Origin of the sequence: Pseudomonas sp. G2-4 (assembly GCF_030064125.1) — a bacterium.
In the GTDB taxonomy this organism is placed as follows: Bacteria; Pseudomonadota; Gammaproteobacteria; order Pseudomonadales; family Pseudomonadaceae; genus Aquipseudomonas.
Window position 1 is genome coordinate 4,856,565 of record NZ_CP125957.1, and the last position, 18,143, is coordinate 4,874,707.

The following is an 18,143-nucleotide window of genomic DNA, read 5'->3' on the forward strand; positions in this document are numbered from 1 at the left end:
GCCTGCATTCAACACTTTCAAGGTCGAAGCCCATCGCTAGCCAATTTCCCCGACTGGCGCAACAGACCCACTAAGGCGCTCGCCGACAATACGATCAGCACCGTGCCGTATCCATCGGTGGTCGGGATCAACCCGAACACCCGCGTCAGGTTCCCGGCCAGCAGCGACGGCAGGCTGAAGGCCAGGTAACTGAGGACATAGAACGCCGACATCAAACCGGCTCGCTCATGGGGCAAGGCCAACGGCATGATGCTGCGCAATGCGCCGAGAAAACCTGCGCCGAAACCGCTGCCGGTGACCAACGTGCCGACGAAAAACAACGGCAAGCTGCCGCCGTGCACCGCAATCAATACCAACGTCAGGCCGATCACCAATAAGGTGGCGGACAGACGCAGCATCTTGTCTGCCCCCTGGTTGCGCAGCGCGTAGATGGACAACGCGCCGGTGACCGTCAACACCGCCACCAGTGCGCCGCCAATCAGGTTGGACGTCGATCCCGTTGCGGCCCGCACCAGGGAAGGCGCCAGTGACAAATAAAAGCCGCCCACGGCCCAGGCCGCCAGGTTCAGGGGCAGGATCAACCACAAGGCGCCTCGCGCCTGGACCGGTACATGCAAGGTTGGACGCAGCGACTGCCAGGCGCCGGGTTGCGGGCTGACGCTCTCCGCCAGGCGCCAGATATAAAGCGCCTGGAGCAGGAACACCCCCAGCAGAATCCAATACGTCAGCTGCAAGGGCCGCGGCGCGTACTCCGCCAGCAGACCGCAACCCAGCGCTCCACAAGCCATGCCCAACAAGGGTGCGACGCTGGTGATCAGCGGACCTTGCCGACGGTCGAAATCCAACAACGCAGCGCCCAGCACGCTGGTGGCCATGCCCGTGGCGAAGCCTTGGATCAAGCGCGCGCCGATCAGCCAGGCGACACTGTCGGCATTGATGAACAGCAGCATCGCCAGCATATTGAGCAACAGCGCGACGAAGATCACCGGTTTGCGGCCCAGGTAATCCGACAGCGACCCCACGGTCAGCAAAGCCGCCAACAGACTGAAGGCGTACACCCCGAAAATCAGCGTCAGAATCGCCGGCGAAAATTGCAACTGTTCCTGATAGAGGTGATACAACGGCGTCGGCGCGCTGGACGCGGCGAGAAAACCGAGCAAGGTGATCGCCAGGAATATCAGGCTGGCACGGGTCGAAGCTGGATAAGACATGGGCACGCTCCACAAAGCTGATCACAAAAAATCAGCCACAAAAGCTAATTTATTGCTTTTGCGGAGTGTGCTACCGACGTGCGCTTAAAGCAAATTCTTTGTGTTAAGGTCCGATACATGGCTATTAAAGAAGGTTTACGCCCCGGCGGCAGAAGCGCCCGGGTCCAGGAATCGATCCATTCGGCGGTCCGCGCCCTGCTCCAAGAGCAGGACCGCGCCACCCTGACCGTGCCGCAAATCGCTGCGCGCGCAGGCGTCACGCCTTCCACGATCTATCGGCGTTGGGGCGATTTGCCGGCGTTGCTGGCCGACGTCGCCATCGCCCGCATGCGCCCCGACAGCGAACCGGCCAACACCGGCAGCCTGCGCGGCGACCTGCTGGCCTGGGCCGAACAGTACCTGGACGAAATGAGTTCCGAGCCCGGTCGCAACATGATGCGCGACATCCAGGCCTGCGCTACGCCGGGGCATTGCGTGGGCATCATCAGCGCCCAGTTGCAGATCATCCTGGATCGTTATCCCGAGGCGCCAAACCCGGGTATCGAACGGTTGATCAATGTCGTCGTGGCGCCGACGGTGTTTCGTATCCTCTTTGCCACCGCGCCGTTGGAGGTCGAGGAGTTGTATCGGTTGGTGGATATCGCGCTGGGTCAGTGAGGCCGCCATCGCGAGCAAGCTCGCTCCCACATTGGGTCCCAGTGGATACAAAACTTGAGTTCACTTCAGGTCGAGTGTGGAAGCGGGCTTGCTCGCGATGAGGCCCGCCTGAACACCTCTTCACCCAATGTTTACCGCAACCCGCGCCACCCCGCCGCGCTCCGACCTTGGTCGACACTGACGAACCCGAGCGGGCATGCGAGACTGTCCTGTCGGGCCCATGCCCCGGTGTCTTCGTTCGGGAGTTTCCATGTCGCTGTCCAGCGGGCTGATCGCCGTTGTTGCCCTGGCCTATATGGCCATCATGTTCGCCATCGCCTTCTACGGCGACCGGCGCAGCACGCCGCTGCCGCCGCGGGTGCGGGCCTGGGTCTACAGCCTGTCGCTGGCGGTGTACTGCACCAGTTGGACGTTCTTCGGTGCCGTGGGCCAGGCCGCCGAGCAACTCTGGTCATTCCTGCCGATCTACCTCGGGCCGATCCTGTTGCTGGTGCTGGCGCCGTGGGTCCTGCAGAAAATGGTGATGATCAGCAAGCAGGAGAACATCACCTCCATTGCCGACTTCATCGCCGCCCGCTACGGCAAGTCCCAGTCCCTGGCGGTGGTGGTCGCGCTGATCTGCCTGGTGGGCGTGCTGCCGTACATTGCCTTGCAACTCAAGGGCATCGTGCTCGGGGTGAACCTGCTGATTGGCGCCGGTGCCGACGCCATGGGCACTCGCGCCCAGGACACCGCGCTGATCGTCTCGCTGATCTTGGCGTTGTTCACCATCGTGTTCGGTACCCGCAACCTGGATGCCACCGAACACCACCGCGGCATGGTGCTGGCGATTGCCTTCGAATCCCTGGTCAAGCTGTTCGCCTTCCTCGCCGTTGGCGCGTTCGTGACGTACGGCCTTTACGACGGCTTCGACGACCTGTTCAGCCAGGCGATGCTCGCGCCGCGCCTGGAGCAATACTGGAAAGAAACCATCAACTGGCCGTCCATGGTGGTACAGACCGGGGTGGCGATGATGGCGATCATCTGTTTGCCGCGACAGTTCCACGTGACCGTGGTGGAGAACATCGAACCCCAGGACCTGCGCCTGGCCAAGTGGGTCTTCCCCGCCTACCTGGCCCTGGCCGCACTGTTCGTGGTGCCCATCGCCCTCGCCGGACAAATGCTGTTGCCCAGCTCCGTGCTGCCGGACTCGTTCGTCATCAGCCTGCCGCTGGCCCAGGCCCACCCGGCCCTGGCGGTGCTGGCGTTCATTGGTGGTGCCTCGGCGGCCACCGGCATGGTGATCGTGGCGAGCGTGGCGTTGTCCACCATGGTGTCCAACGACATGCTGCTGCCCTGGCTGTTGCGCCGCAACAACGCCGAGCGGCCTTTCGAAGTGTTCCGCCAGTGGATGCTGTCGGTGCGGCGGGTGAGCATCGTGGTGATCCTGCTGCTGGCCTATGTCAGCTACCGGTTGCTGGGATCGACGGCGAGCCTGGCGACCATCGGCCAGATCGCCTTCGCCGCCGTGACCCAACTGGCCCCGGCCATGCTCGGTGCGCTGTACTGGAAACAGGCCAACCGTCGCGGTGTGTTCGCCGGTCTCGCCACGGGCATTTTCCTGTGGTTCTACACCCTGGTGCTGCCCATCGCCGCCCACAGCCTGGGCTTGTCGCTCAGTAGCTTCCCGGGTCTGGCCTGGCTGCACGGCAACCCGTTGAACCTGCCGATCACCCCGCTGACCCAAGGGGTCGTGCTGTCCCTGGCCGGTAACTTCATTCTGTTTGCCTGGGTGTCCATGCTGTCGCGCACGCGCGTGTCGGAACACTGGCAGGCCGGACGCTTCATTGGCCAGGAAATCAGCGCCCGCCCCAGCGCCCGTTCGATGCTGGCGGTCCATATCGAAGACCTGCTGCAACTGGCCGCACGTTTCGTCGGAGAGGAACGGGCGCGCCAAAGCTTCATCCGCTTTGCCTACCGCCAGGGCAAAGGCTTCAACCCGACCCAGAATGCCGACAACGAATGGATCGCCCACACCGAACGCCTGCTGGCCGGTGTGCTGGGGGCCTCTTCGACACGGGCGGTGGTAAAAGCCGCGATTGAAGGCCGGGAAATGCAGCTGGAAGACGTCGTGCGGATCGCCGACGAAGCCTCGGAAGTGTTGCAGTTCAACCGCGCCCTGCTGCAAGGCGCCATCGAGAACATCACCCAAGGCATCAGCGTGGTCGACCAGTCCCTCAGGCTCGTGGCGTGGAACCGTCGTTACCTGGAGTTGTTCAAGTACCCGGACGGCTTGATCAGCGTCGGCCGGCCGATTGCCGACATCATCCGCTACAACGCCGAGCGCGGCCTCTGCGGCCCTGGCGAGGCGGAAGTGCACGTGGCCCGGCGCTTGCACTGGATGCGCCAGGGCCGCGCCCATACCTCTGAACGCCTGTTCCCTAACGGCCGGGTCATCGAGCTGATCGGCAACCCGATGCCCGGCGGCGGTTTCGTCATGAGCTTCACCGACATTACCGCGTTCCGTGAGGCCGAACATGCCTTGACCGAGGCCAACGAAGGGCTGGAGCAACGGGTGGCTGAGCGCACCCGGGAGTTGTCGCAACTGAACCTGGCGCTGACCGACGCCAAAAGCACCGCCGAAGCGGCCTATCAATCCAAGACGCGCTTCCTGACTGCCGTCAGCCATGATTTGATGCAGCCGCTCAACGCCGCGCGCCTGTTCTCCGCCGCACTGTCCCACCAACACGAGGGCTTGCCAGAGGAAGCCCGACAACTGGTGCATCATCTGGACAGCTCGCTGCGTTCGGCCGAAGACCTGATCACTGACTTGCTGGACATTTCCCGTCTGGAAAACGGCAAGATCAACCCCGACCGCAAACCGTTCGGCCTCAACGAACTGTTCGGTACCCTTGGCGCCGAATTCACCGCACTGGCCCAGGAAAAAGGCCTGAAATTCCGGGTGCGAAGCTCGCGACTGCGGGTCGACAGTGACATCAAGCTGCTGCGCCGCGTTTTGCAGAACTTCCTCACCAATGCCTTCCGCTATGCCAAGGGCCCGGTGCTGCTGGGGGTGCGGCGGCGCAACGGCGAGTTGTGCCTGGAAGTCTGGGATCGCGGGCCGGGCATCGCCGAAGATAAGCTGCAGGTCATCTTCGAAGAATTCAAACGCCTGGACAGCCACCAGACCCGCGCCGAAAAAGGCCTGGGCCTGGGCCTGGCGATCGCCGACGGGTTGTGCCGCGTGCTGGGGCATACCTTGCGCGTGCGTTCCTGGCCGGGGCGCGGCAGTGTGTTCAGCGTCAGCGTACCGCTGGCCAGCACGCAGGCCGTGGTGCCTGGTCCGGTGGCCGAAGCCAATGGTCATTTACCCAGCGGCGCGCAGGTGCTGTGTGTCGATAACGAAGACAGCATTCTGATCGGCATGAACAGCCTGTTGACGCGCTGGGGTTGCCAGGTATGGACCGCGCGCAACCGCGAGGAATGTGAACGCTGGCTCGCCCAGGGCGGGCGGCCGCAACTGGCCTTGGTGGACTTTCATCTGGACGACGGCGAGACCGGCACCGAGCTGATGGCGTGGTTGCGCACGCGCATGGGCGAACCGATCCCGGGCGTGGTGATCAGCGCCGACGGTCGACCTGAGATGGTGGCACAGGTGCATGCGGCGGGCCTGGACTATCTGGCTAAACCGGTGAAGCCGGCGGCGTTGCGGGCGTTGTTGAGTCGGCATTTGCCGTTGTAGGGAACACAGTCCCGGGAGATATAGGCGACCTCTGTGGCGAGGGAGCTTACTCCCGCTGGGCTGCGCAGCAGCCCCCTTTTTGTGAGTGCTGCGCACTCAAGCGGGAGCAAGCTCCCTCGCCACAGGGTTTTGTATCAAGCCTAAGGGGTTCATCAGTCCTGGGTTTTTGCGGTTTCTTCAGGCAATTCAGGCAGCCCATCCGCATCCACATCGGTCATCGCGCGTTCGAGCAAATCAGCGGGCAAACTCTTGCTCGCCCGGGCACCGAGCAGTTTGAGCTGTTCGCTGCGGCTGATCAGGTTGCCGCGCCCTTCTGTCAGTTTGTTGCGGGCTGCGCTGTAGGCTTTGTCCAGTTGCTGCAGGCGACCGCCGATCTCGTCCAGGTCCTGGATGAACAGCACGAACTTGTCATACAGCCACCCCGCCCGCTCGGCGATTTCCCGGGCGTTCTGGCTCTGGCGTTCCTGCTTCCACAAGCTGTCGATCACGCGCAATGTCGCCAGCAACGTGGTCGGGCTGACGATGACGATGTTGCGGTCGAACGCTTCCTGGAATAGGTTTGGCTCGGCTTGGAGAGCAGCGGAAAACGCCGCTTCGATGGGTACGAACAACAACACGAAATCCAGGCTGTGCAGACCGTCCAGTCGCTTGTAATCCTTGCCGGCCAGGCCTTTGACGTGGGCTCGCAACGACGCCACGTGCTGCTTGAGGGCGTGTTGGCCAATCGCATCGTCCTCGGCGGCCACGTACTGCTGGTAGGCCGTGAGGCTGACCTTGGAATCGACCACCACTTGCTTGTCGCCGGGCAGGTAAATCAACACGTCAGGCTGGAAACGCTCGCCGTCCGGACCCTTGAGACTGACCTGGGTCTGATATTCGCGGCCCTTCTCCAGGCCTGCATGCTCAAGCACCCGCTCCAGAATCAACTCGCCCCAGTTACCTTGGGTCTTCTGGCCTTTGAGGGCACGGGTAAGGTTGGTGGCTTCATCGCTCAGGCGCAGGTTCAGTTGCTGCAGCCGTTCCAGCTCCTTGCCCAGGGAAAACCGTTCCCGCGCCTCGGCCTGATAGCTTTCTTCGACGCGTTTTTCAAAGGACTGGATGCGTTCCTTCAGCGGATCGAGCAACTGGCCCAGGCGCTGCTGGCTGGTCTCGGCGAAACGTTGCTCACGTTCGTCGAAGATTTTTCCTGCCAGCTCGGCGAACTGTGCCCGCAGCTCATCCCGCGAACCTTGCAGGTCATCCAAGCGTTGCTGATGGCTTTCCTGCTGCTCGCGCAATTCGGCATGCAACGAAGCCGCCTGGGCATCGAGCCGCCGCAGCTCCGCTTCTTTGCCGGCACGCTCCAGATTCCAGGCATGGGCCGCATCCCGGGCATTGTCGCGCTCGATCTGCAACAACTCGACTTCGCGACAGGCGGCGGCAAGCTCGGCTTGCTTGGCGGCATTGGCCTGGCTCAGGTCGCTGATTTCGTCGCGACAGGCATCGAGCTGGGCGTTGAGGCCATCGTGGGCCATGTGGGCGGTGGCCAGGCGTTCTTCCAGCAGGGCCTGTTCAGTCTGCGCGGCGCTGGCCTGGCGCTGCAGGTGCCAAGCCAACGCAAGCAACGGCAGCGCCGCGCCCGCCAGGCCAAACAACAGGCTGGTCAAATCCATAGCCATGACAATTCCTGCCGATCAAATAAAGCCCGAAGGTTAACCAAGCGGCCGGGGGTTGCCCAGCTCAGTCTTCGATTTCACCCAGTGCCAGGCGGGCACGATGATCCCCGGCCCGGGCGGCTTGGCGTAGCAACTCGTGACCAATGCGCCGGTCCCGCGCGTTCCCGCATTCACGGCACATCAACTGCCCGAGACGACTCTGCGCAGCCACCACGCCTTCACGGGCGGGTTGCTTGAGCAGACGACCGGCCAGATGTTTGACACTGGGGCTTTCTCCCAGGCGTGGGCTGTCGAGCAGCCATTCGGCCACACGCATCGACATGCGCTTGGGTGGGGTAACACCAGAGGGTGTGGAGGTAACAGGATTTGATACTGAGCGAAACTTCATAAAGCACTGTGGGACAGATCAGAAGGCGCGCCACTCTACTCCTTTTTTCGCACGGGTAAAGTCGAAAAAAACCAGCACGCCCGTTCTAGAGCAAGCGCTTGGGACAATCCACAGAAGCTGTGGATAACTCAGTGGACAACCCATCCTGAACTCGCCGCAACCCCTGTGGAACGGGGCCTGCGCTCAAACTGACGATTTTTTCACCAGTAAAAAAAAGCGATGTTTTTCATTGACTTAAATTTTGGATACAGGCACCCACCTCGAATTGTTTGCACATGACAGTTCGGTGACAAGCTTCGTCGCGAGTGTGCACAAGTAACACCTGAACGGGTTATAAGGCTGCGCTTTTTTGGTCTATTTGGCAGCAGAAGCTGGGGATAACCCTCGTGCCCTGCCCGGCGCAACAGTGGCTTGGGTGCACCACCGTCCTTGGGATCTTGTGCTATGTCGCTAGTCCCCGGATCGGGTTGAGTCAAATGGATACCTTGCCACAGGTCAGTGTCGACCCTGTCTCCGTACATGTGTCCACCCTGTCCCCGGGTACAAACAGTCAGGGCTTGGCTTTGCTCTTATCGCCCATTTGAATATTTTTTAACCAACACCCTTCCCTTCAGTCATTCGTTCCGTTAGTATCCGCAGCGTTAGTACCAAGCTGAAAGTCAATTCCGGGTCGAACACATCTCCGCGGTCAGCCTTCCCTCAAGAGAAGCCTCACCGATAAAAAGAGACCGACCCCCTCGATGGTTTCCAGGTAACCCTTGCCCCAACACAGCCTTTGACCCAATGCAAAGGGTGTTGCCAAGCTCATTACTCTGAACGAACCAGCCTGCAAATTGATCAGGATCTTCACCCCGGGCCCAGAACCTTTGCCCTTGATGTGTTGCCTGCCCTCCTAAGTACCTACCTGCCAGCCCAAGCGCGCACTTTTTATAGCGCTCAAACTGGCTGCTTTGTTCCAGTCGGGTTCTTCGTTCGACCAATGGTGGTCGATGTTACTGGAACGTTTTAACGTTGCACGGTTCTTAACCGTGTCATTTGTAGGAACACCCATAACATGTCTACTCAAATCCATACCCAGGACGCTATCCGCACCCTGACCAACGCTTTTGCCCCAATGAACTGCCTGATCATGGCCGCTCGCAAAGGCTGCTTCAGCTTCACCCTGGTCAACGAACACGGCATCGCTCGTCACAGCGAACGCCTGTACCCCGATCAATACTCCAGCGCCGAACCGCTGCAGGCCGTGATCGAGCGTACCCGTCAGGCACTGGTTGCCTGACACGCCGGAAAGGCTGAAACCCAAAAGCCCCGCCGAAAAAGCGGGGCTTTTTGTTGCCTGGAATTTCTCAACCAAGCGCAACGGCTTAAGCACTGGGAGATATAACAGTTATAACCGTTCGCTGAAGATGTTTTAAAAACAGTCCTTTACAGCGGGAATATGACACTACACTTCAAGTCAAGTGGCTTAAGCCGCTTCCGGCGGGCCTGAACCGATCCACAGCTGCCAAGCCCACACCCTTCAGGTCCCGCCCTTTTCACGCTTCGAGGGTTTTATGGGTATCGCTGCCAGCGAACTGTGTCGATATGTGATCCGCCCGACGCTCCTTTATCTGGGGCGTCACAGCGCTACGGCGGAATCCCTGCTGCTGGGCATTGCCGCCAGCCAGTCGGCCCTGGGTTCGGCCCTGCATGATCGTCGCGGCCATGGCCTCTATCGCATTCCCGAACCCCGCCACCAGGCGCTTTGGGACCATTACCTGGCGCTGGACCCGGAACGTGCCAGCCTGGTGCGGGGCCTGGCCAGCCAGCACGCCTTTCTCAGCGGCCCGCACCTGGAGCTGACCGTCAACCTGCGCTACGCCACGGCCATTGCCTGGATGCTGGTAGAGGAACAAAACACCCCGCTTCCCGAAGCCGACGATCTCCTGGGCATGGCCCGGATCTGGCGCCAGACCTTTCATCCCCAAGGCCGCCTGCGCGATTTCACTTGCGCGTGGCAAAACTGTGTTTCACCGTTGAATCAGGTCGCTTGCTGACAGGAAATTTAGAAACTTCCTACAACGTTCGCGAATTTGGTCGGATTGTCCTACAAAACCACTCTAAATCAAGCGAAACGGGCTATAGCGCTTGAACGAAAATGTTGGTAATTTTCGCCCCGGTGATCATCAGGAGTTTCTAACAATGAAAAAAATCATGCTCAAAACCACCCTTGGCCTTGCCGTGACCTTGGCATCCACGCAACTTTTCGCCAGTGGCTTTGCCTTGAACGAACAAAGCATCAGTGGCATGGGCACTGGTTTCGCGGGTCGTTCTTCCTCTGCCGACGACGCAAGCACTGTATTTGGCAACCCTGCCGGCATGTCGCGCCTCAAGCGCCAGCAAGTCACCGGTGGTTTCGCCGCCATTGACGCCTCCACTGACATCAACGATGCCAGCGGCACCCAATCCGGTACCAACAAGGGCGACATGGTGCCGCTCACCGGCGTGCCGATGGGCTATTACGTCAAGCCTATCGATGATCAATGGGCTTTCGGCCTGGGTGTCTATGCACCGTTCGGCCTGATCACCGACTACGAAAACAACTTCCAGGGCCGTAACTTCGGCAGCAAGAGCGAAGTGAAGGTCGTGACCTTCCAGCCAACCATCAGCTATGCCTTCAATGACAAGGTGTCGATTGGTTTTGGCCCGACTATCAACCGGATTTCTGGCGCCCTGGAATCGTCGCTGAGCGTACCGGGCCTGCCCGAGGCCGGCGTAGAGATCAAGGGTGACGACATTGGCTACGGCTATAACATCGGCGTGCTGGTCCAGGCAACCGACACCACTCGTGTAGGCCTGACCTACCATTCCAAGGTCAAGTACAAGCTTGACGGTCACACCGAAGTGAATCCGGGTGCTGGCACACCTGCTCCCGTGCTGAGTAGCGCACGCTATGACGCTTCGCTGGACATCACCACCCCTGAGTCGGTGGACTTTTCCGTCACCCAGCAAATCAATGATGCCTGGACCGTCTACGCCGGCAGCACCTGGACTCGCTGGAGTCGCCTGAAAGAAATCACTGTGGAAAACGAAGGCACCAGCACTGGCGGCGGCTTTGTGAACCCTGCTCTCGGCACTATCACCGAAGAACAAAACTGGCATGACACTTGGGCCTACGCCATCGGTACCTCCTACCAGTTGAACAAACAGTGGGTACTGCGTACCGGCCTGACCTTCGACCAGTCGCCGACCAACAACCTGGACCGCTCGCCACGCATTCCGACCGGCGATCGGACCATCTTCAGCCTGGGTGCCGGCTGGAGCCCAACCGAAGACCTGACCATTGACGTGGCTTACTCTTACCTCAAGGAAGAAAAAGTCAACGTCGGCGGCAGCAATGCATTCGGCCAGTCCTACAACGCTGAATACGAAAACAGCGCCAACGGTTTCGGTGTCGGTGCTACCTACCGCTTCTGATGATTCACGGCGAAGCTGAACGCCTCGCCCGCTGTAACGAAAAAAGCCCCGCACTCTGCAAAGAGCCGGGGCTTTTTCGTGGCTGACGGTCAGGGTTTCGAAGCGATGGCCGTCTCTACGGCCTTGATGAACTCAGGATCATCGGGCTTGATCCGACTGGAAAAACTGCCAACGACCTTGCCCTGGCGGTCCACAACGTATTTGTAGAAATTCCATTTCGGCGCACCAGATTGTTCGGCCAAATGCTTGAACAACGGAATGGCATCAGCCCCACGTACCGGTTGCGGTTCAGTCATGGTGAAAGTCACGCCGTAGTTGACGTAGCAGACCTTGGCCGTTTCCGCGCCGTCCTTGGACTCCTGCTTGAAATCGTTGGACGGCACGCCCAGTACTTGCAGATCTTGATCCTTATAGCGCTGGTTAAGCGCTTCGAGGCCTTTGAATTGCGGGGCGAAGCCACAAAAGCTGGCGGTGTTGACCACCACCAGTGGCTTGCCGGCGAAGCGTTGGCACAGGTCGATGGTCTCTTTGGCCCGCAGCTTGGGCAACGAACCCTCCAGCAACGGTGGGCAATCGGCCGCCCATACGTGCCCGGTCACAGCCAGCAACAGAGCGGGAACAGCAAGCCAGCGTATCGACATTTCGCAATCTCCTTGAAAGCACCTCAGACCACGACGTTACTCCGCAGCGCCTGACTCCGTCCACCGCTCAGCAGTTACCCATACCCAATTGCATCAAGGCCAACCCGCCCTGATGCCAGCCCCACCAGGCGAACGCCAGCAGCAGGCCAGCGCCGGCCGCGACCAACCACGGACCGACGCGACTCATGCCGCACCGGCCTGAGCTTGCAGGCGCGCCACCGGACGCTCCCGCACCGGCCAATTCAAGGCCGCAGCCAACAAGCTGAGCAGGATCGACACCTGCCAGATCAAGTCGTAGCTGCCGGTGCGGTCGTACACCACCCCGCCCAGCCAACCACCGAGGAACGAACCCAACTGATGGAACAGGAACACGATCCCACCGAGCATCGAGAGATTTCGCACACCGAACAAGGTCGCGACGGTGCCATTGGTCAAGGGCACGGTGGACAACCACAAGAAGCCCATCGCCATCCCGAACGCATAGGCCGTGGTGGTGGTCACCGGCAGCCACAGGAACAAGCCGATCACCACCGCTCGCACCAGATACAACCCCGTCAGCAGCCGAGGCTTGGACATGCGTCCGCCCAGCCAACCGGCGGTGTAGGTGCCAAAGATATTGAAGAGCCCGACCAGGGCCAGCACGGTGGTCCCGACGCTGGCCGGCAGGTGTTGGTCCACCAGGTAGGCCGGCAAATGCACGCCGATGAACACCACCTGGAAACCGCAGACAAAAAAACCAATCGCCAGCAGCCAGAACCCCGAATGGCTGCACGCCTCGCGCAACGCCTCGGACAAGGTCTGCTCGTGGCCCAGCAGCGGCGCCGGCACGTCCTTGAGCATGCTCACCAACGGCACGATCAACGCCACCAGCAAGCCCAGCGCCAGCAAGGCCGCCGACCAACCGAGCCAGCCGATCAGCCCCAGCGTGCCGGGCAACATGGCGAACTGGCCGAAGGAGCCGGCGGCACTGGCGATGCCCATGCCCATGCTGCGTTTTTCCGCCGGCACGGCTCGCCCGACCACGCCGAGGATCACCGAGAACGACGTGCCAGACAGGCCAATGCCAATCAACAGACCCGCACTCAACGACAGCGACCATGGCGAGTCGGCCATGCCCATGAACACCAGGCCAATGGCGTAGAGAACACCGCCGACCAGCACCACTTTCGCCGCACCGAAGCGGTCGGCCAACGCGCCGGTAAACGGCTGCGCCAGGCCCCAGATCAGGTTCTGCAAGGCAATGGCGAAGGCGAACACCTCGCGGCCCCAGCCGAACTCGGCACTCATGGGCGCCAGGAACAGGCCGAAGCCATGCCGCACGCCCAGGGATAACGCCAGGATCAGCGCGCTGCCCACCAGGACCCAACCACAGGTACGCCACATCGATGTCATTGTTATTCTCCGCTCGCGGGTATATACCCGCTTGTCATCGAACGAACCGGCTTCACGCCAGTTCATCCAGCAAGGCCAGCAATGCCGAGCGCTTCTCGGCCCCCAGCTTTTCGATCAATCGTTGTTGCGCCGCCTCCCAGGCCGGCAACGCCGCCGCCAACCGGGCATGCCCGGCGTCGGTCAGGACGACGATGCGGTTGCGCAGGTCTTCACCCTCGGCCAGCGCCACCAGCCCCTCGCCTTCCAGCACCCGCAGGTTACGCCCCAGGGTGCTGCGGTCCAGGCCCATGGCTTCGGCCAGGGAAGAGATACTCGGCTGGTCCAGGCGCGCCAGGTTGCTCAGCAAAGAATACTGGGCAACGTTGATCCCGAAGCCGTCGAGGGCGCCGTCGTAATACCTGCTGACGCCACGCGCGGCGCGACGCAGGTTGATGCACAAGCATTGGGAAGGAAGCATGGTGCGTGTATATACCCGTGATTGAGGGAATGCAAATTTTAAATGGGGAAACACAGAACCCTGTGGCGAGGGGATTTATCCCCGTTGGGCTGCGCAGCAGCCCCAAGAAGGGCTGGATGCAGTCAACCTGACACACCGAGGTGGCTGGTCTGAGGGCTGCTGCGCAGCCCAGCGGGGATAAATCCCCTCGCCACAATGAACCCACCAAATCCTGAATAAACATGATAAATATCAATAAGTTAGACAAATAATCCCTCACAACCACTCATCACTCAACGTCCAACACCTGTCATCTCTGACAGGTTTCAGACGGTTTGAATCGAGCTATAACGAACCCGTGCCTCCAGCCCTGTCCAGGGCCTGAAGAAGGGCCGTGCGAACCATGCCATCCAGCCGTAGGTAGATTGCGCCGCCCCCACGCCATCAATGATGATGAATGGGAGATTCCTCATGCACCACACTGTCGCTGTTTCCAGAAGCTCATCGCCCTACCAGGCCCGCCTTCAACCCCTGGAGAGCAAACAACCTCCAACCGTCCGACTGACAAACAGGGAAAGAGAGTTCCTGCAGTGGAGCGAGGCCGGCAAATCTTCCTGGGAGATTGCCGTGATCGTTGATTGCAGCGAGGCCAACGTCAATTATCATTTCAACAATATCCGTCGGAAATTCGGTGTCAGTTCGCGCCATTTGGCGGGGAAAATTGCGCGGGAGCGGGGGTTGATTTGAGCGCTTCGATGGCGTCTCGGCGGTCGAGACGCCATCCAACTCATTCGAAAACGGGGTACACATAAATAAGCTACGCGAGCTTTTTTAAAATCAGCACCCTATAACCATAACCAACGCTCCCCCCCTCCAATTGTCTCCGCTATCGACGTGATGCCTACTGCTTGGGCTGGGTCATAGCTATACAGCCGACGGGCCACTGACTGTAACCACTCTCCCTAACGCGTCATAATCCAACAGGCGCCCCCATTCATCGCGGGTCATGTTGCCATCGGCGTCGTAATGAAGTGGAATCTCTTGGGGATAATCATCATGGCTGTTGGTCACCCTGCTGAGTTGCGCCGGATCTCTGGTCTCGAAAAAGTAATTGGCGTCGTTGCGATCACCCGGAAAATACGTAAGCACCCGGGTCAGGTTATCCAATTTATCGAACCTGAACGTCTGCTGCTCGATCGCCTTGCCATAGGGATCAATCGGTGGCTGGGTACCCGTGCAGAGGTACTTGGTTAAACGGCCTCGCAGATCATATTCGTAATTTTCATCACGCAAGATCTCGGTACCTTCACTCAAACAACGATGCTCCAGCGCATCCACCGCGTTGTACTCTTGCAGCAGTTCCTGATGCCAGCCTCCACTGTCAAACTTGCGCAGAACCTCACGGCCAAACGCGTCGTACTCCAGGGTAATGCGCAACTGCAATCCTTGCACCTCGTCCTGGGTTTCAATGACCTGAATCTGCCCCAGATCATCGTAAGTGAATTGCGAAAAGGTCGTGCCAAGCCGAGTCGACTTCAAACGGCCTGCTTTGTCTAAATCATAATCGTAGCGCTGGGTCTGACCTAATACATCGGTGTAGCGCAATAGCCGGCCACGAAAGCTGTAGACATAGCTCATCTGGTATTGCTGGCTGCTTTCACGGCGTGTTTCGCTTTTCAACTCCCCGTTGCTGAAATACTCTCGCGTCAGCTCTAGCCCACTTTCCTCGCAATTCAACAAGCGAGCGTTCTGCTTGTCATAAATATAATTGGAATCACTGCCCGGCAAACGCCGGCGCTTTGGCTCCTCACCCAATTGCGGCACATATTCGTAGAGAATCTCCTGCCCGGAAGCGGTAGTTATCGAGGCTGGCTGGGCCTGGCCAGGTTCGTACAACAAGTGACGAATACGGCCGCCGGTATCTGACAGGATCATACGGTCAAGACCATCGAAACACTGCTCACCTAAAACCACGTCATCTACGCAGATCTTCGTGGGCAGGTCCGCACTACTATGCTCAGCATAGGCACGCACGACTTGCGCCTTATCGGGCAAAACAGTCACTGTCATCCGGTCGTAGGCATCGTAGTCATACTCGGTGACGGCATTTCGCGCATCGGTCTCTCGTACTGTGCGACCTAGACCGTCATAATCATAGCGATGCACGCTGGTCACGTGCTCTGACAGATCAAGGCGCTCGACACGATCTGGTTTTTCGAATTTGCCCAACCAAGTCTTTTCCACCCCGGTGCGCAAGGGCTCATCTCCAGGACCTTGACGCCAGGCACATACAATCGGAACAACCCTGTCACCAATCGGATCGGTTACTTCGAACGCCTTGATCCCGTCCGGGCCTGTCACACAGAACTGCTGCCCCCAATCATCAAACTCATAGACGCTGACCAGCGGTAACGTTTGGGTTTCCAGCCAATCGAATTCGGTTTCTTCGATCAGGTTCTCAAGGGCATCATGCTGAGCCGCATAGATCTGTCGCCATGGCCTACGCACAGGGTCCGCATCAACATCCTGACGATCCTCGCGAATCACCCTGTTCAGGCCATCGAAAAAGCTTCGGGTCTGCACCCCCTTGACGTCGGTGAGCAACTGCATTGCCTGTTGACCATCCAGTGAGGTCAGGACGTAGGTGTAAAAACGCGTGGCTTCGAACTCGGTTTGCGGCGCTACGGTTTCACTGGTCACTCGCTGGAGCGCATCATAAGTCGTGGCAATCTCAACATCGTTGTCATCGCGACTGAGCAGTACCTGACCATGAATCAAAGAATGTTGTGAGGTGACGATTTTTTGCACGTTCCGGGCTTTACCATTTCGGTCCGGCCCACCATGATCGAAGCCTGTCAGGATTTCCAGGGTCTGCAACACTTCAGTACCTTGCGCTCCAATGACCTTCCTGTAAGAAAACTCCGTGGTTGTAGTGCAGCTATTTCTCAGCTCGGATTGTCGGAGGGCTCGGCCATGGAAAAAGGCCTCCTTGGGCGCGTCAAAATAATCAAAAAGGCTTTTATGCTGCTCTGTTTCCACAGCGCCCCGAACCTCCAATAGCACTTCACTAGACGTGAGCAAGTCGCCTTCATCCAGGGTGTTCTCCAGCGGCGGCAATTCCACATAGCGATACCGGGTGCGCAGGACCGGCGCCTGGCCTTCATGACCCTCAGCCGGGTACACCGTCTGGCTGCGCAGGTTACGCACAAAGTCCTGCGGATCCTTGGGGCAGTGCACATCACCGTCGTCATCCACGTAACCACCGACCGGGTAGTATTCGTACACGGTGCGCACGCCGTTAGGCTCGGATTCCTCCAGCAGGTTGCCGAAGTTGTCGTAGTCGGTGGTCAGGGTTTCGCTGCGGGCCTGGGTAACATCGCTGATGAGTTCCCAGCGCTTTTCCACGGTCTTGGGCAGCTGGAAATACGCCGGCTGTTGCTCGAAGGTCCCTTCGACGGTGTGATAAGTGTTGATCAGCCGCTGCACGCAATCGCCTTGGGTGGTGCATTCCTCGGTGAGCAGGTGAAAGCTGTTGAAGGTGCGCTGCACCGTGCGCATAGTCCCGCCGCCGACTTTATGTTTGGCGGTAGAGCCGTAGGTGTAACTGCGATCGGTTTTGTACAGTTGGTCCAGGCCGTTGCTTTCCCAATTGATGTTGGAGCCGTTGCCGATGAAGTTTTCCAGGGTGTACTCGTAGGTCACTTCCATCGGCGGTTGCTCACAGCCGGGGAAGAGTTGATGGCGAGTGACCCGTGGCAGGTTCACCCGCCCGGTATTGCCCGGGTAAGGATGACCGTCGTCGAGATATTCGATGGCTTCGCGCCCGCCGGCCGGGGTCTTGACCTCGGTGATGCAGCTCAGGCCGCGCACCTGCTGATAGTCGAAACGCCAGCTGGCCTTTTCCACGGTGGGCAGGATGATCTCGACCACCTCACGCCTGGGGTTCAGCTTGAGTTCGAAACGCGCCAGCGGCTTGCCGTCCGCGCCGGCCTCCGGGTGCAGGAGAAACTCGACCCAGGAGTCATCACTGGAGCGGTTGATCTGCAGCAGCGCGCCCAAGTCGTCGCTGACCGATTCCAGGCGCTGACCGTTGCCAAAGCCTGTGTAGGACAAATCGACCTTGTGCCCGGAGGCGGCATGGATCTGCACGGGCAGGGCGACCTCTCCATCGCCGCTGCCACCGACCTTCAGGGTTTCGATCAAGCCGGCCTTGTGCACGACGCGGTAGATGTCGTTGCCGTCGTTGAAGAAGTGGAAACTGTCGAGTTTCTTTTCCTTGATCTCAGGCTTGGTGCCGCTGCCGGTGACCTTGAAGGTTTCGCCGGTGAACAGGGCGAGGATGCGGTCGCCGGGAGTGAACTGGGACAGGTTGAGGTTCCAGCCGACGCCAAAACCTGAGTCCAGTTTGTTGAGTGGGTTGAACACCAGTTTCAGCGGTACGGCGGGGCCGCAAAGGTCGTTGGTCTTGAGTTCCGGCAGATCGATGGCGATGGTGTACTGACCGGTGCGCGGGTCGACGCTGGCGGACAGGAAACTCATGAAGTTGAAAGCATTGGAGTGAACAACTGTCGAAGTGGTCATGGTGG

General features: G+C 59.7%; 13 protein-coding genes. 6 read left to right on the forward strand and 7 right to left on the reverse strand.

Annotation, left to right across the window (positions count from 1 at the left end; genetic code table 11):
* Positions 1-17: 17 nt before the first annotated feature.
* Positions 18-1,211 carry an MFS transporter gene (locus QNH97_RS21200; protein WP_283553760.1) on the reverse strand — a complete coding sequence of 398 codons (1,194 nt, stop codon included), beginning with the start codon at positions 1,209-1,211 and terminating at the stop codon, positions 18-20.
* A gap of 117 nt (positions 1,212-1,328) precedes the next feature.
* On the opposite strand from QNH97_RS21200, the gene QNH97_RS21205 reads away from it, so the two are divergent.
* Positions 1,329-1,868 (forward strand): TetR/AcrR family transcriptional regulator, encoded by a 540-nt coding sequence (locus QNH97_RS21205; protein WP_283553761.1) that lies wholly within the window; start codon positions 1,329-1,331, stop codon positions 1,866-1,868.
* Between the two features lie 250 nt (positions 1,869-2,118).
* Positions 2,119-5,589 (forward strand): hybrid sensor histidine kinase/response regulator, encoded by a 3,471-nt coding sequence (locus QNH97_RS21210; RefSeq protein ID WP_283553762.1) that lies wholly within the window; start codon positions 2,119-2,121, stop codon positions 5,587-5,589.
* A 152-nt stretch (positions 5,590-5,741) separates the two neighbouring features.
* Here QNH97_RS21210 and QNH97_RS21215 read toward each other — a convergent pair whose 3' ends face one another.
* Positions 5,742-7,133, reverse strand: a complete 1,392-nt coding sequence (locus QNH97_RS21215; RefSeq protein WP_283557525.1) for a DNA recombination protein RmuC — start codon at positions 7,131-7,133, stop codon at positions 5,742-5,744.
* A 175-nt stretch (positions 7,134-7,308) separates the two neighbouring features.
* The gene (locus QNH97_RS21220) at positions 7,309-7,632 is read right to left on the reverse strand and encodes an SEL1-like repeat protein (protein ID WP_283553763.1); all 324 of its coding nucleotides are present in this window, start codon (positions 7,630-7,632) and stop codon (positions 7,309-7,311) included.
* A 1,054-nt stretch (positions 7,633-8,686) separates the two neighbouring features.
* Here QNH97_RS21220 and QNH97_RS21225 point away from each other — a divergent pair.
* From QNH97_RS21225 to QNH97_RS21235, 3 genes are all read left to right on the forward strand, one after another.
* Positions 8,687-8,911 (forward strand): hypothetical protein, encoded by a 225-nt coding sequence (locus QNH97_RS21225; protein WP_007898912.1) that lies wholly within the window; start codon positions 8,687-8,689, stop codon positions 8,909-8,911.
* A 274-nt stretch (positions 8,912-9,185) separates the two neighbouring features.
* The gene (locus tag QNH97_RS21230) at positions 9,186-9,668 is read left to right on the forward strand and encodes a hypothetical protein (RefSeq protein WP_283553764.1); all 483 of its coding nucleotides are present in this window, start codon (positions 9,186-9,188) and stop codon (positions 9,666-9,668) included.
* 145 nt (positions 9,669-9,813) lie between these two features.
* Positions 9,814-11,088, forward strand: a complete 1,275-nt coding sequence (locus tag QNH97_RS21235) for an OmpP1/FadL family transporter (protein WP_283553765.1) — start codon at positions 9,814-9,816, stop codon at positions 11,086-11,088.
* An 89-nt stretch (positions 11,089-11,177) separates the two neighbouring features.
* Here the strand turns inward: QNH97_RS21235 and QNH97_RS21240 are convergent, their stop codons facing one another.
* The 3 genes from QNH97_RS21240 to QNH97_RS21250 all read right to left on the reverse strand — a co-directional run bounded on the left by QNH97_RS21240 (position 11,178) and on the right by QNH97_RS21250 (position 13,578).
* Positions 11,178-11,729, reverse strand: coding sequence for a glutathione peroxidase (locus QNH97_RS21240; protein WP_283553766.1), 552 nt, complete (start codon positions 11,727-11,729; stop codon positions 11,178-11,180).
* Between the two features lie 183 nt (positions 11,730-11,912).
* Positions 11,913-13,112: an MFS transporter gene (locus QNH97_RS21245; protein WP_502944551.1), complete on the reverse strand. Its 1,200-nt coding sequence runs from the start codon at positions 13,110-13,112 to the stop codon at positions 11,913-11,915.
* A 61-nt stretch (positions 13,113-13,173) separates the two neighbouring features.
* Positions 13,174-13,578 carry a MarR family winged helix-turn-helix transcriptional regulator gene (locus QNH97_RS21250; RefSeq protein WP_283553768.1) on the reverse strand — a complete coding sequence of 135 codons (405 nt, stop codon included), beginning with the start codon at positions 13,576-13,578 and terminating at the stop codon, positions 13,174-13,176.
* 450 nt (positions 13,579-14,028) lie between these two features.
* On the opposite strand from QNH97_RS21250, the gene QNH97_RS21255 reads away from it, so the two are divergent.
* Positions 14,029-14,304, forward strand: coding sequence for a response regulator transcription factor (locus QNH97_RS21255; protein WP_283553769.1), 276 nt, complete (start codon positions 14,029-14,031; stop codon positions 14,302-14,304).
* A 177-nt stretch (positions 14,305-14,481) separates the two neighbouring features.
* Here QNH97_RS21255 and QNH97_RS21260 read toward each other — a convergent pair whose 3' ends face one another.
* Complete coding sequence (locus QNH97_RS21260; protein WP_283553770.1) at positions 14,482-18,138, reverse strand: RHS repeat domain-containing protein; 3,657 nt, start codon at positions 18,136-18,138, stop codon at positions 14,482-14,484.
* Positions 18,139-18,143: the final 5 nt, after the last annotated feature.